The sequence below is a fragment of the Thermosyntropha sp. genome, assembly GCF_017656155.1.
Lineage (GTDB): Bacteria > Bacillota > Syntrophomonadia > Syntrophomonadales > Syntrophomonadaceae > Thermosyntropha.
On the sequence record NZ_JACDOH010000002.1, the window covers coordinates 1 to 13,030 of the forward strand.

The following is a 13,030-nucleotide window of genomic DNA, read 5'->3' on the forward strand; positions in this document are numbered from 1 at the left end:
CATAAACACTGGGGTTCTACGATTGCAAATATGATTTAAGTTAACAGAACTGAAATAATGAACAGGGGGAGTTAAATGAATCGGCGCAGGCAGGAAAGGCTAGCAGAAGAAATCAAACGAACACTTTCTATGATAATAAAAGATCTTAAAGACCCGCGGGTTGATTTTACCAGGGTATCAGTTACTAGAGTCGAACTGACCAATGATTTAAGTCATGCCCGTATTTATATAAGTATTTTGGGAAATGAAGCTGAACAAAAAGAAATTATGGAAGTAATTCAAAAGGCTAAAGGATTTATAAGGAGTAGATTGGCTTCTGAAATACAGTTGAGACATGCTCCTGATATTGATTTAAGGTTGGATAAATCTATTGAACATGGTATAAGAATATCTTCTCTTTTAAATGAAATTAATAAAAGGGAAGAAAAGAAACAGGAGTAAATTTATGAATACACTGGAAGATGTTTGCGCAAAACTGCTTTCAAATGATAATTATATTATAACAGGGCATGTTATCCCAGACGGGGATTGTATAGGGTCAATGGTAGGACTTTATCTGGGATTAAAATCATTGGGAAAAAAAACCTATATGTTTTTAGAAGATAAAGTTCCGGATATCTATAATTATCTTCCTGCGGCTAAATTTATAAAATCTCCCCAGGCAGTTGATATTACTGATTATAACCTGGTTTTTTTGGATTGTTCTGACCGAGAAAGGGCAGGAAGGACAATAGCGGGATATTTTGATTCCCCTAAATACACTTTTAACATTGATCATCATCTTACCAATGATTTTTTTGCTGATTATAACTATGTAGATGTTTCTGCTTCTTCTACTGCTGAAATAGTATATAATGTTTTACAGCAGATACAGGTTAAAATAAGCCCGGAAATAGCTGAAGCATTATATACAGGAATAATTATGGACACGGGAAATTTTCAGTATAGCAATACTAAGAGCAGCACATTTGAGATAGCTTCCTGTCTTTTGGATAAAGGCGTTGACTTGGATAAGCTGCGGATTAATCTTTTTGAATCAAAATCCAAGGAAGAAATCTTACTTCTTGCTGCTGCTTTGCGGACTATAAATTTTAGCTGTAACGATAGAATAGCGTGGATGACATTATCCTATGAAGATGTTAAAAGTATTGGTGCTTTAAGGTTACATCCAGAAGGAATAATAAATTACACGCGGATGATAAAAGGGGTAGAAGTAGGAATTTTATTTAGAGAGATAGAACCGGGATTGGTTAAAATCGGCTTCAGATCGAAAGGTGAAATAGATGTTGCTGCACTGGCATCGAAGCTGGGAGGAGGAGGACATAAGAGAGCGGCTGGTGCTTCTAAAGAAGGAAGCTTGGAGGAAGTCCGGAAATATGTTTTAAATCTGGTAGAAGAAGTGATGAAATGATGGATGGTTTCCTAAATATCAACAAAAGTCCAGGAATGACTTCTTATGACGTCATTCGTCAGCTCAAAAAAATACTTCCTCCGTCAACTAAAATTGGACATTTAGGAACCCTTGACCCCATGGCGTCAGGGGTTTTACCGATTGCTGTAGGACAGGCGACGAAAATAATTTCTTATATTGACAATGAGAGCAAGGCTTATATAGCTGAAATGGTTATAGGTGGAATATCTGATACCCAGGATGCCTGGGGAAACATAAATTGTACGGGAAATGTTACATTTGAAGATTCTAGGCTGGAAGTAGTCTTAGATAAATATAGAGGAATTATAAAACAGATTCCACCTATGTATTCAGCAGTCCATTATCAGGGACAGAGGCTCTACGAACTGGCCAGAAAAGGTATTATAGTGGAACGGGAACCGCGAACTGTAGAAATAAAAAAACTTGAAGTCTTACAGATTGACAAGGATAATGATTTGCCACGGATAAAACTTTATGTTCAATGTTCACGTGGTACTTATATACGAACTTTGTGTCATGATTTAGGAATGGAGCTGGAAACCGGTGCTTATATGAGTGAACTGGTTCGTGTAAAATCGGGTGTTTTTACTTTAGAGGATTCTTATAAAATAGAAGATATTAAAAGTAGAGAAGAATTGCAAAAGATTCTGCTGCCTTTAGATTATCCTTTGGCTCATCTTGATTCTTATTATCTTAGATATGAAAAAGAATTAAAGGCTGTTAAAAACGGTAATATTATTAAGTACAGAGGCAATTTGCCCAGTACTGATAAGGTTAAGATATATTGGGAAAATTCATTATTAGCTATTGGGGTTTTATTACAAAAAGACGATGGAAAATTTTTGAAACCTGAAAAAGTCATTCGAGTTTAAAAACAGGGAGTTTTTTTATGGAGATAGTACGCGAAATATATAACCTGCCTAGTTATGATAAGCCATTATATTTAGCTTTAGGAAATTTTGACGGAATTCATGTAGGACATCAAAAACTGATTGGACAGGCTATTGAACAAGCTCATTCTAATAATGGTTTAGCGGCTGCTTTTATTTTTGATCCTCATCCATCCAGGGTAATTAACCCCTCAAAAGCTCCAAAACTTTTACTTAGTAAGGAACGAAAAGCAGAGATGCTTGAAAATATGGGCTTAGATGTGCTCATATACAATTCTTTTACCGATGAAATATCTAAGTGGACGCCGGAGGAATTTGTAAAAAAGGTTATAGTTGATAGAATCAAGGCTAAAGAAGTATTTGTTGGTTTTAATTATTCATTCGGGCATAAAGGTATTGGAAATCCTGAGCTGCTTAAAAGTTTGGGAGAATTATACGGTTTTAAGGTTAATGTTGTTCCTCCTGTCGAAGTAGGAGGACAGATAGCTTCTAGCAGTTTAGTAAGAACTTTGCTTCTTGAAGGAGAAATAAAAGAAGCTCATAAAATTTTAGGTTATTATCCTTTTATCGAAGGCATAGTTGTAGAAGGTGAAAAGAGAGGAAGAAAAATAGGTTTTCCTACTGCCAATTTGGTGGTAGATGAGGATATTATAATTCCAGGTAAAGGAGTTTATGCAGCCGTAGCTGATATAAATGGCGAAAAATATAAATGTATGGTTAACATTGGAAACAAACCTACTTTTCATAAGGATTTTCCCGTTTCTGTGGAAGCCCATTTGTTGGATTTTAATGATTTTATTTATGAAAAGTTATTAAAAATAACTTTTTTGGAGAAAATGCGTGATGAAAAGAAATTTCAAGGTGTAGAGGAATTGATTGAACAGTTGAAAAGGGACAGTGAAGAAACCAGGCGAATAGTTCCTTTTTAAGTTTGTTATATTAAGCTATAACATTTACTTTTTTACGAGTCTGTGCTAAAATTTACATTGTTGCCAAAGTGCAGATTAGAACCATTTACTAGGGATTGCGAGGTCTCCGGCGCTATTCTTGGTAATTGGCGATTAATAAAAGGAGGAGGTGAATTTATATGGCATTAAGTCAAGAAAGAAAACAGCAAATTATTAAAGAGTTTCAGATTCATGAAAATGATACTGGATCTCCGGAAGTTCAGATAGCTATTTTAACCGAAAGAATTAATTATCTGAATGAGCATCTCAAAGTAAATAAAAAAGACCACCATTCTAGAAGAGGTCTTTTAAAAATGGTTGGTAAAAGGCGTGCTTTGTTAGATTATCTGAAAGAAAACGATTTTGAACGCTATCGTAATATTGTTAACAGACTTGGACTGCGTAGATAAGAGCGGAAATACCGCTCTTTAACTTTATAAAAACTAATTAACTGCAAAAGAAAGGAGGAATTTAATCTGGTCAGGTATTTTGAAACTGAGGTTGGTGGCAGAAAGCTGGTTGCAGAAATAGGCAAGGTTGCTAAACAAGCCAATGGCGCTGTAGTTATGCGGTATGGCGAAACTGTGGTTTTAGTTACTGCTACTGCTTCTAAGGAGCCGCGGGAAGGAATTGACTTTTTTCCTCTGACCGTTGATTATGAGGAAAGACTTTATGCGGTAGGTAAAATACCGGGAGGTTTTATAAAACGCGAAGGCAAACCTACTGAGCTAGCAACCCTCAGTGCAAGGCTGATTGACCGTCCGATAAGACCACTTTTCCCCAAAGGATACCGAAACGATGTTCATATAGTAGCTACGGTTCTGTCTGTAGAAAAGGATAATGCACCTGATGTTACCGCAATTACCGGAGCTTCTATTGCCTTATCGATATCGGATATACCTTTCAATGGGCCGATCGCTGGGGTAGTGGTAGGAATGGTAGATGGGCAGTTTGTTATAAACCCTACGGTAGAGCAGATGAATAAAAGTGAAATGCACATGACCGTGGCAGGCAGTAAAGATGCCATAATGATGGTAGAAGGAGGAATGGATCAAATTCCAGAAGAAAAGGTTATCGATGCAATTTTCTTTGCTCATGAGGAAATTAAAAAATTAGTTGAATTTCAGGAAAAGATTATTGAAGAGCTGAAGCCTCAGAAGTCTGTCCCTAAACTGCAAGAAACAGACCCGGAAATTGAGGCTGCAGTGCGCGCTTTTGCTACTGAAAAGCTGGAAGCAGCCGTAAAGAATGCTGATAAAAAGGCTAGAGAAGGACAAATAGATGAGGTTAACAAGCTGGTTTTAGAGCATTTTGCTGAATTATATCCTGAGCAAGAAAAGGTAATCTCTGAAATTTTAGAGAAAATTTTGAAAGAAATAGTTCGTAAAATGATTTTAGAAGATGGGGAAAGGGTTGACGGACGTAAACTGAATGAAATAAGGCCGATAAGCTGTGAAGTTGGATATTTACCGCGTCCTCATGGTTCTGGTCTTTTTACCCGTGGACAAACCCAGGTTCTCTCAGTTACTACCCTGGGGGCAATGAGTGAAGAACAGATTCTCGATGGACTGGGAGTTGAAGAATCCAAGCGCTATATTCATCATTATAATTTCCCGCCTTATAGTGTAGGAGAAACTAGACCTATGCGGGGACCGGGAAGAAGAGAAATAGGACATGGTGCTTTGGCAGAGAGAGCCCTTTTGCCGGTAATACCGAGTGAAGAGGAATTTCCTTACACTATTCGCGTAGTATCAGATGTTTTAGAATCAAATGGTTCAACATCTATGGGCAGTGTATGCGGCAGCACCCTTTCTCTTATGCATGCAGGTGTGCCTATTAAAGCTCCTGTTTCTGGTATCGCAATGGGATTGGTAAAAGAGGGAGACCGTTTTGCCATATTAAGCGATATTCAGGGAATAGAAGATGCTTTAGGAGATATGGACTTTAAAGTAGCGGGTACCGAAAAAGGTATAACTGCAATCCAGATGGATATTAAAATATTAGGGGTTAATCGTGAAATAATTGAGAAAGCATTAGCCCAGGCTCATGAAGGACGTATGTTTATTCTGGGCAAAATGCTGGAGGCAATTAATAAGCCTAATGAACAACTTTCTCCTTATGCTCCCCAGATGATAAGAATGAAGATTGACCCGGAAAAGATAAGGGATGTTATAGGCCCAGGCGGTAAAACTATTCACCGAATAATCGACGAAACTGGCTGTAAAATTGATATTGAAGATGATGGAACATTGTTTATACTGGCAACTGATCAGGAAGCAGGACAAAAAGCTAAGTACTATATTGAAGCTATAACATCTGATGTAGAAGTTGGCAAAACTTATTTAGGAACTGTTAAAAGAATAATGGATTTTGGGGCTTTTGTAGAAATTATTCCTGGGGTTTTAGGGACTCAAGGTAAAGAAGGTTTAGTTCATATTTCTCAGCTTGCTGAGGAAAGGGTTAATAAAGTGACTGATGTAGTAAATATAGGCGATAAGATTTTAGTAAAAGTTATAGATATTGATAATCAAGGCAGAATAAATTTATCACGCAAAGCAGTTTTGAAAAGCATCCAAAAGTAAAATTTAAAAATTAAATCCCAAGTAAACCGAGCAGGCTCGGTTTATTTGTGTTTTCTGGGCTGTTTTATATGAATAATGCCCCTTCAGTATGAATATAAATTTATGAGTAATTTTAAGGGGTGATTAATATTTTCTGTTGAGAGATTTTATTACTGGCAGATTAATCGCAGAGCCTTGCTATTTTTTACTCTTTTAATAAGTTTGCCTTTACTTAATAACTGGATAGATAGGGTAGAAAGACATTTTTTTGGAGTAAAGCCTGGAGTAGAGCTTGCTGGGGAAAAGGTAGGAGGTCTTCTTCCTGATGAAGTGCAGGAAGTGATTGAGGAGCTGGCAGTTAGATATCAGAAGGTCCCTGTAGAACCTGCGATTGATAAGATTACGGGTGAAATTATACCTGAGCAAGATGGAATTATTGTTGATGTGGAAAAGACCTTGAGCAAGGTTTTAGCTGCCGATGAAAATGAGAAGTTAGATTTGGAGATTATAAAAATTCATCCCCGCTATTCTGCAGAAGATTTAGAAAGAGTAAATAGAATTATAGGAAGTTACTATACTTATATTTCCGGCAGTTATGCGCGCTTTAATAATATATCTTTGGGCAGCAAAGCTATAAATAATGTGATAGTTTGGCCTGAAGAGGTTTTTTCATTCAATGAGACAGTAGGACCTAGAACACCTGAAAGAGGTTATATGCCTGCACCTATTATAATGATGGGTTCGATGGATGTTGGTTATGGTGGGGGGGTGTGTCAGGTATCAAGTACGCTTTATAATGCAGTTTTAAAGGCTGGTTTGGAGGTTATTGAACGTCATATGCACAGCAAGCCTGTGCATTATGTACCAAAAGAAATGGATGCGACTGTAGACTATGGTTCGCTGGATTTAAAGTTTAAAAATAATACATTAAATCCTGTAATCATTAAATCAGAAGTAAAAAATGGTAGGCTGGTAGTTCAGATCTGGGGGGAATGAGGAGTGAGGATATATTTTATTACTAAGAAGAATTTATTGACTATAGGCATTGTTTTTATTCTATTAGCAGCTTTTTTAACTTTTTCTTTTATTTATTATGGAAAAAGTACAGTGGCATCCCGTGTGACTGAGCCTATATATCAAGGTAATACGGGTAAGAAAGTAGTTGCTATTACAGTTAATGTTGATTGGGGTGAGGAGTTTGTTCCGCAAATGCTGGAGATATTTGATAAAAAAGGGGTAAAGGTTACTTTTTTTGTTACCGGAAAATGGGCTAAGAAAAATCAGGAGCTGCTTAAAAAGATGAGTGATAAGGGACACAGTATTCAGAACCATGGTTATGAGCATGTCCATTTTAACTCTCTTTCCATAGAGGAGTCCGTGGAGCAGATAAAAAAGGCGGAAAAAATTATTTATGAGATAACAGGCAGAAAGACTAAGTTTTTTGCTTCTCCGTATGGCGAACAAAGCCATAAAATATTAACGGCTGTATCTAGTATCGGCTATGATCTTGTGATGTGGAGTGTAGATACAATAGACTGGCAGCGGCCTGACCCGGGGACTATTGTTAAAAGGGTGGCCAATAAAGTGCATAATGATGCTATTATACTTATGCATCCAACTGAACCTACCGTTAAAGCATTACCCGAATTGTTGGAAAGGCTTCAAAAAGAAGGGTATAAAATGGTTACTATTGAAGAGATAGTTATAAGATAAAAGAAAAAGGCGGTAGCGATGAAAAGGATAGTAAATCTGATTAAAATAAATTTATTTTTTTGTATAATAGCATTAGTTTTATTTTTATCTATATCGACAGTTTATGCCATTCCATTGCTTTACTCTAATTATTATTGTTTGGTGGATGGAGATAGTGGGCAGATTATAGTTTCTAAAAATGCAGATCAGAAGCGCGAGGTAGCCAGCACGACTAAAATGATGACTGCAATTCTGGCTGAAGAATATTGCAGTATGGACGAAATGGCTACTGTAAGTTATAATGCAGCAAGGACTCATCCTTTTACTATTGGGCTCAGAGAAGGACAAAAACTTAAGATAGAAGAACTTTTAAAGGCAGCTTTGATACGCTCTTCCAATGATGCCGCTGTAGTATTGGCTGAGCATGTAGCGGGGGAAGAAAGGCTGTTTGCCCATCTTATGACAAAAAAGGCCTTTCTGATTGGAGCTGTTAATACGCATTTTGTTAATGCTTCTGGGCTTCCTGCTTCTGAACATTACAGCACAGTTTATGATTTGGCTTTAATAGGGAGATATTTGTTATCTAAAAAAGTGAGCGGTGAAATAGTAGGAAAAAAGCAGGACAAATTCAGGCACCCTGCTTATCATGAACCTTTAACTATAACTAATACAAATGGCTTATTAGGTTATTATGAAGGAGCCAATGGCATAAAGACGGGAACAGCTAATGCTGCAGGTAAATGTCTGGTGGCTTCTGCTGAAAGGAGGGGGAGAAAGCTTATAGCTGTAGTTCTAAAGTCAGGAGATCGCACCGGGGACTGTGTCCGGCTTTTGAATTTTGGCTTTAATGATACCCAAAGGGTAAAAGTTGTAGATCAGAGCAGTCCTTTTAAACAGTTAAAAGTGATAGATGGGAAGAAACCATATGTTGATATATATCCCGCTTATGAGGTCCCTTTATGGATGGGAGAGGGGACACCTTACATTGAAAAGAGGGTTAAGCTGAATTATAGTTTAAAGGCTCCTGTGCTTATGGGAGAAAAAGTAGGGGTTTTAGAAATATATGCAGATGGGAAACAGGTTGCAGAAGTTCCGCTAGTTTCCAGTGAAACTGTAAAAGAGAAAAATAATTTAATAGTAAATCTTTATTACAAAATATTAAATTAAAGCTATAACAGATTTAAACATGGAGGTATTAAAGTGGTCAATTTTTGGACATTATCAAACAAGGCTAAACTGGTGGTCGAAGAAATCCCTTATCTGAAATCGGCGGCAATTAATGTGTATATAAAAGTGGGATCAAGGCATGAGAAAGAAAATATGACAGGAGCCAGCCATTTTGTTGAACATATGCTTTTTAAGGGTACTGATAAAAGAAGTGCCCGGGATATTGCAGAAAGCTTTGAAATCATAGGTGGACAGCTTAATGCTTATACTTCCAAGGAATATACCTGTGTTTATGCACGGACTTTAGATGAAAATATATATGAAGCTATGGATATTATTTTTGACATGATTTTTAACTCTTCTTTTTCGCTTAAGGACTTTAATACCGAAAAAGGGGTAGTAATAGAAGAAATAAATATGTATGAGGATACTCCTGATGATTTGATACATGATTTATTTATGCAAAACCTGTGGCAGAATCATCCTATGGGGAAACCTATTTTAGGCACTCTAGAAACGGTAAGCAGTTTTGCTAGGGATGATATATATTCTTTTTATAGGCAAAGTTATGTTCCTTCGAATATGGTAATATCCGTTGCCGGTAATATTGATGGAAATAAAATTAAAGAAAAAGTTGAGTATTATTTGGACAAAGCTTCTTCAAACCGCGAATTTTCAGGAGCAGTTTTGGATAAGCCAAAAGAATCGATGAACTTTGTAAAACTTTTGCCTAAGGATACGGAACAAATACAGATATGCTTGGGGGTTCCAGGAATTTCTTATCTGGCTGAAGAAAGATATACCCAGCATGTTATGAACAGCATTTTAGGTGGTGGCATGAGTTCCAGGCTTTTTCAGACTATGAGAGAAGAAATGGGACTAGCTTATTCAGTTTATTCTTATCCTTCCAATTATTCTGATACAGGGGCATATTCTATATATATAGGAACAGGAGCTAATAATATAAGCAAGTTTTTTGCCGCTTTATATGAAGAGCTGGATAGGTTTATAAGTAAGGGAGTAAGTGAAGAGGAGGTTTATCGTTCTAAACAGCTCATTAAATCAAGTATGTATTTAGGTCAGGAAAGCGTCATGAATCGCACTGGCAGGATGGGGAAATCGTTGATGATGTATGGGGAAATAATACCGGTAGAAAAAGTTGTAGAAAATATTATAGCGGTGACTCCTCAAATGGTTAAGGAATTAGCTTCACGACTTCTTTGTTTTGAATCTATTTCTTTAGCAGCTATTGGTCCGGAAAAAGTGTTGAAAGAAGTTGAGAAAGGGTTTAAGAATTGGTTTAAATAAAGGAGAATTTATTATGAAAGTATATGTGAAAAGATTACATAGTGATGATTTGCCTTTGCCGTGTTATATGACCTCAGGCTCTTCAGGACTGGATCTTTATGCAGCAGTTGAAAAAGAAATAATTATAGCTCCAGGCAAGATTTGTTTGGTGCCTACCGGAATTGCCATATCTATTCCGGAAGGTTACGAGGCACAGATTCGTCCCCGCAGTGGATTGGCTTTAAAACATGGCATTACCCTGCTTAATACTCCCGGAACTATTGATTCTGATTATCGTGGGGAAATAAAAGTTATTGTTATAAATTTAGGAGACAAAGAGTATATTTTAAAAAGAGGTGAGCGTATAGCTCAGATGGTCTTTACGCGAATAGAAAAGGTTGAGCTGGAAGAAACAGATGATTTAGATTTTACAGAGCGTGGAAGTGGAGGTTTTGGACATACGGGAGTTTAGAAGGGGGAAGTAAATGAAACTTAATGAACTGGTAGGTAAAGAAATGATAAATATTTATGATGGGATGAGGATGGGGACGGTAGGAGAGTCTGACATGCTTATTGACCACGAAACAGGAAAAATAATTTCAATAATTTTGCCTAATCGTGGAAATGCCTTTACATTTTGGGCTGATCGCCAAAAGCTTGTAATTCCGTGGGAAGCGGTAAAAAAAATTGGCAGGGAAGTAATCGTGGTTGATCTTGACCATACCCATATGCGGCTTAAGAATAACTCTATTTAAGAAATATTACATAAAGTAAGAGTAAGTACAGGATGTTTAGAGAAAAAACATCCTGTTTTTTTGGTTAAAAGCAAAATAAAATACGAATACTAAAAAAAATATCTGATTTTAATGTGGAAATAAATATGCCTAATGGGTTATATAGTTAATAATAATGAAAACTCCTGAAATAAAAGCTTATATGAGGCTGGTTACATGCTATAATTTTTATTAAAATTTATTTGTTGTTGTGTATAAAAATAAAATATTTGGAGGGCTGAATAATGCATAAAAAGTTGTTTATTCCTGGACCTGTAGAAGTAAAACCAGATGTACTCGAGAAAATGGCAACTCCTATGATAGGACACCGCAGTAAGGATGCCTCAGCTTTACAGAGAAGGATAAGCGACAAATTAAGAAAACTGTTTTACACGGAAGAAGAAATACTCCTTTCAACTAGTTCAGGCAGTGGACTTATGGAAGGAGCTATTCGTTCCTGTACAGCCAAAAGAGCAGCTGTTTTTTCCGTAGGGGCTTTTGGTAAGAGATGGTATGATATGGCTGTAAGCAATAATGTTCCGGCTGATTTGTTTGAGGTTGAGTGGGGACAGGCTACTACTCCGGAGATGGTAGATGAAGTTTTATCTACCGGCAAGTACGATTTAGTAACTATAACCCACAATGAAACATCTACCGGGATTATGAATCCGGTTGAAGAGATATCCAAGGTAATAAAGAAATATCCTGATGTAGTATGGTGTGTTGATGCGGTAAGTTCTGCTGGAGGAAGCAAGATTGAAGTAGATAAATTAGGCATAGATATATGCATAACTTCTACCCAGAAGGCATTAGGATTACCTCCAGGATTAGCTATATGCACTTTTTCTAAAAAAGCAATTGAAAGAGCTAAACAGGTTCCTCATAGAGGATATTATTTGGATCTTCTTTCACTTTATAATTATATTCAGAAAAAAGATTATCAATATCCTTCAACTCCGTCACTTTCCCATATGTTTGCTCTCGATTATCAGTTAGACAAGATTTTAGAAGAAGGTCTGGAAAATCGTTTTGCCCGTCATATTGAAATGGCTGAATATGTCCGGGCATGGGCTAAGAAGAATTTTGCTCTTTTTGCTGATGAACGCTATCTTTCCAACACCCTTACCACTGTAGCTAACACCAGGGAAATAGATGTTGCTGCTTTAAATAAAGAATTGGGACAGAGAGGTTTCCAGATTTCTAATGGTTATGGCAAGATGAAGGAAAAGACTTTCCGTATTGCTCATATGGCTGACTATACTTTAGATGATATTAAAGAGCTCTTAGGACATATTGATGACATATTAAAACTGTAGTTTATTCCTTTAATTTTTAAATTAAACAGGGGGAAAAGCAATGGTTAGAATACTGGTCACGGACGGAATGGAAAAAAGTGCAGTAGAATCACTGCGCAAGGCAGGTTTTGAGGTAGTTGAACAGCATTATGAATCAGATGAATTAGGAGAAGCACTTAAAAATTTTGATATAGTTGTTGTGCGCTCTGCTACTAAAATAAGAAAAGATCACATTGACAAAGCTTTGGAAACTGGAAGGCTTAAGCTGATTATTCGTGGCGGCGTAGGAGTAGATAATATAGATGTGGCTTATGCTATGGAAAACGGAATACAGGTTTTAAATACCCCAAAAGCAAGCAGTGCTTCTGTTGCTGAACTTACTATTGCTCACATGTTAGCAGTAGCCAGGTTCCTTCATCTTTCTAATGTTACTATGCGTCAGGGTAAATGGGATAAAAAGAATTATAAAGGGATTGAACTTTATGGCAAAACTTTAGGATTAGTTGGATTCGGCCGTATTGCCCGGGAAGTTGCCAAACGGGCTAAGGCTTTTGGCATGAAGGTAATTTATACAGATATTAGAGGGAAAATAGATGATGCTGGAGAATATGAATATCGTGATTTTGAAGATCTTTTAAGAGAAAGCGATTTTGTTTCACTGCATTGTCCTTATAATGCGGAATATGGCCCTATTATAGGCAAAAAACAGCTTGAACTTATGAAAGATGGGGCTTATCTTGTAAATCTCGCCCGCGGCGGAGTAGTAGACGAAGATGCTCTTATTGAAGCTTTAGAATCAGGTAAACTGGCAGGGGCGTGCATAGACGTTTTTGAAGAAGAACCTACTAACAACTCGAAACTGGTAAATCATCCCAGAGTTTCGGTTTCTCCGCATATAGGGGCTTCGACGGCTGAAGCTCAGCAGAGGATTGGTGAGGAGATTGTAGATATAATAATGAATTATCAATTTTAGTTTTGTATAGGAG

At 37.0% G+C, this 13,030-nt stretch carries 14 protein-coding genes; all 14 read left to right on the forward strand.

Annotation, left to right across the window (positions count from 1 at the left end):
- Nucleotides 1-75: 75 nt before the first annotated feature.
- Entirely contained in the window at nucleotides 76-441 is a 366-nt protein-coding gene (gene rbfA / locus H0Z36_RS01910) for a 30S ribosome-binding factor RbfA (protein ID WP_296863380.1), read from the forward strand.
- 4 nt (nucleotides 442-445) lie between these two features.
- A complete protein-coding gene (locus H0Z36_RS01915; protein ID WP_296863382.1) occupies nucleotides 446-1,411 on the forward strand; it encodes a bifunctional oligoribonuclease/PAP phosphatase NrnA in 966 nt (321 codons plus the stop codon).
- The gene (truB, locus tag H0Z36_RS01920) at nucleotides 1,408-2,304 is read left to right on the forward strand and encodes a tRNA pseudouridine(55) synthase TruB (RefSeq protein WP_296863385.1); all 897 of its coding nucleotides are present in this window, start codon (nucleotides 1,408-1,410) and stop codon (nucleotides 2,302-2,304) included. The genes H0Z36_RS01915 and truB overlap by 4 nt, the downstream gene beginning before the upstream one ends.
- 17 nt (nucleotides 2,305-2,321) lie before the next feature.
- A complete protein-coding gene (locus H0Z36_RS01925; RefSeq protein ID WP_296863387.1) occupies nucleotides 2,322-3,251 on the forward strand; it encodes a bifunctional riboflavin kinase/FAD synthetase in 930 nt (309 codons plus the stop codon).
- A gap of 158 nt (nucleotides 3,252-3,409) precedes the next feature.
- Complete coding sequence (gene rpsO / locus H0Z36_RS01930) at nucleotides 3,410-3,679, forward strand: 30S ribosomal protein S15 (protein ID WP_296863389.1); 270 nt, start codon at nucleotides 3,410-3,412, stop codon at nucleotides 3,677-3,679.
- A gap of 66 nt (nucleotides 3,680-3,745) precedes the next feature.
- Nucleotides 3,746-5,851: a polyribonucleotide nucleotidyltransferase gene (locus H0Z36_RS01935; protein WP_296863849.1), complete on the forward strand. Its 2,106-nt coding sequence runs from the start codon at nucleotides 3,746-3,748 to the stop codon at nucleotides 5,849-5,851.
- A gap of 174 nt (nucleotides 5,852-6,025) precedes the next feature.
- Entirely contained in the window at nucleotides 6,026-6,826 is an 801-nt protein-coding gene (locus tag H0Z36_RS01940; RefSeq protein WP_296863391.1) for a VanW family protein, read from the forward strand.
- A 3-nt stretch (nucleotides 6,827-6,829) separates the two neighbouring features.
- On the forward strand, nucleotides 6,830-7,543 hold the full coding sequence (locus H0Z36_RS01945) for a polysaccharide deacetylase family protein (protein ID WP_296863394.1): 714 nt from the start codon (nucleotides 6,830-6,832) through the stop codon (nucleotides 7,541-7,543).
- 18 nt (nucleotides 7,544-7,561) lie between these two features.
- Entirely contained in the window at nucleotides 7,562-8,689 is a 1,128-nt protein-coding gene (locus H0Z36_RS01950) for a D-alanyl-D-alanine carboxypeptidase family protein (RefSeq protein WP_296863395.1), read from the forward strand.
- Nucleotides 8,690-8,722: 33 nt separating this feature from the next.
- On the forward strand, nucleotides 8,723-9,997 hold the full coding sequence (locus tag H0Z36_RS01955; protein ID WP_296863397.1) for a pitrilysin family protein: 1,275 nt from the start codon (nucleotides 8,723-8,725) through the stop codon (nucleotides 9,995-9,997).
- A 13-nt stretch (nucleotides 9,998-10,010) separates the two neighbouring features.
- Complete coding sequence (gene dut / locus H0Z36_RS01960) at nucleotides 10,011-10,448, forward strand: dUTP diphosphatase (RefSeq protein WP_296863399.1); 438 nt, start codon at nucleotides 10,011-10,013, stop codon at nucleotides 10,446-10,448.
- Nucleotides 10,449-10,461: 13 nt separating this feature from the next.
- Complete coding sequence (locus H0Z36_RS01965) at nucleotides 10,462-10,731, forward strand: YlmC/YmxH family sporulation protein (protein WP_296863401.1); 270 nt, start codon at nucleotides 10,462-10,464, stop codon at nucleotides 10,729-10,731.
- A 263-nt stretch (nucleotides 10,732-10,994) separates the two neighbouring features.
- A complete protein-coding gene (locus H0Z36_RS01970; RefSeq protein WP_296863403.1) occupies nucleotides 10,995-12,065 on the forward strand; it encodes an alanine--glyoxylate aminotransferase family protein in 1,071 nt (356 codons plus the stop codon).
- Nucleotides 12,066-12,105: 40 nt separating this feature from the next.
- Nucleotides 12,106-13,017: a D-2-hydroxyacid dehydrogenase gene (locus tag H0Z36_RS01975; RefSeq protein WP_296863405.1), complete on the forward strand. Its 912-nt coding sequence runs from the start codon at nucleotides 12,106-12,108 to the stop codon at nucleotides 13,015-13,017.
- Nucleotides 13,018-13,030 lie beyond the last annotated feature (13 nt).

Excerpts from the sequence above, each read along its gene's own strand:
- rbfA (WP_296863380.1), top strand. The coding sequence starts at position 76 with ATGAATCGGCGCAGGCAGGAAAGGCTAGCAGAAGAAATCAAACGAACA.
- truB (WP_296863385.1), top strand. The coding sequence starts at position 1,408 with ATGATGGATGGTTTCCTAAATATCAACAAAAGTCCAGGAATGACTTCT.
- dut (WP_296863399.1), top strand. The coding sequence starts at position 10,011 with ATGAAAGTATATGTGAAAAGATTACATAGTGATGATTTGCCTTTGCCG.
- H0Z36_RS01925 (WP_296863387.1), top strand. The coding sequence starts at position 2,322 with ATGGAGATAGTACGCGAAATATATAACCTGCCTAGTTATGATAAGCCA.
- H0Z36_RS01970 (WP_296863403.1), top strand. The coding sequence starts at position 10,995 with ATGCATAAAAAGTTGTTTATTCCTGGACCTGTAGAAGTAAAACCAGAT.
- H0Z36_RS01915 (WP_296863382.1), top strand. The coding sequence starts at position 446 with ATGAATACACTGGAAGATGTTTGCGCAAAACTGCTTTCAAATGATAAT.
- H0Z36_RS01950 (WP_296863395.1), top strand. The coding sequence starts at position 7,562 with ATGAAAAGGATAGTAAATCTGATTAAAATAAATTTATTTTTTTGTATA.
- rpsO (WP_296863389.1), top strand. The coding sequence starts at position 3,410 with ATGGCATTAAGTCAAGAAAGAAAACAGCAAATTATTAAAGAGTTTCAG.
- H0Z36_RS01965 (WP_296863401.1), top strand. The coding sequence starts at position 10,462 with ATGAAACTTAATGAACTGGTAGGTAAAGAAATGATAAATATTTATGAT.
- H0Z36_RS01975 (WP_296863405.1), top strand. The coding sequence starts at position 12,106 with ATGGTTAGAATACTGGTCACGGACGGAATGGAAAAAAGTGCAGTAGAA.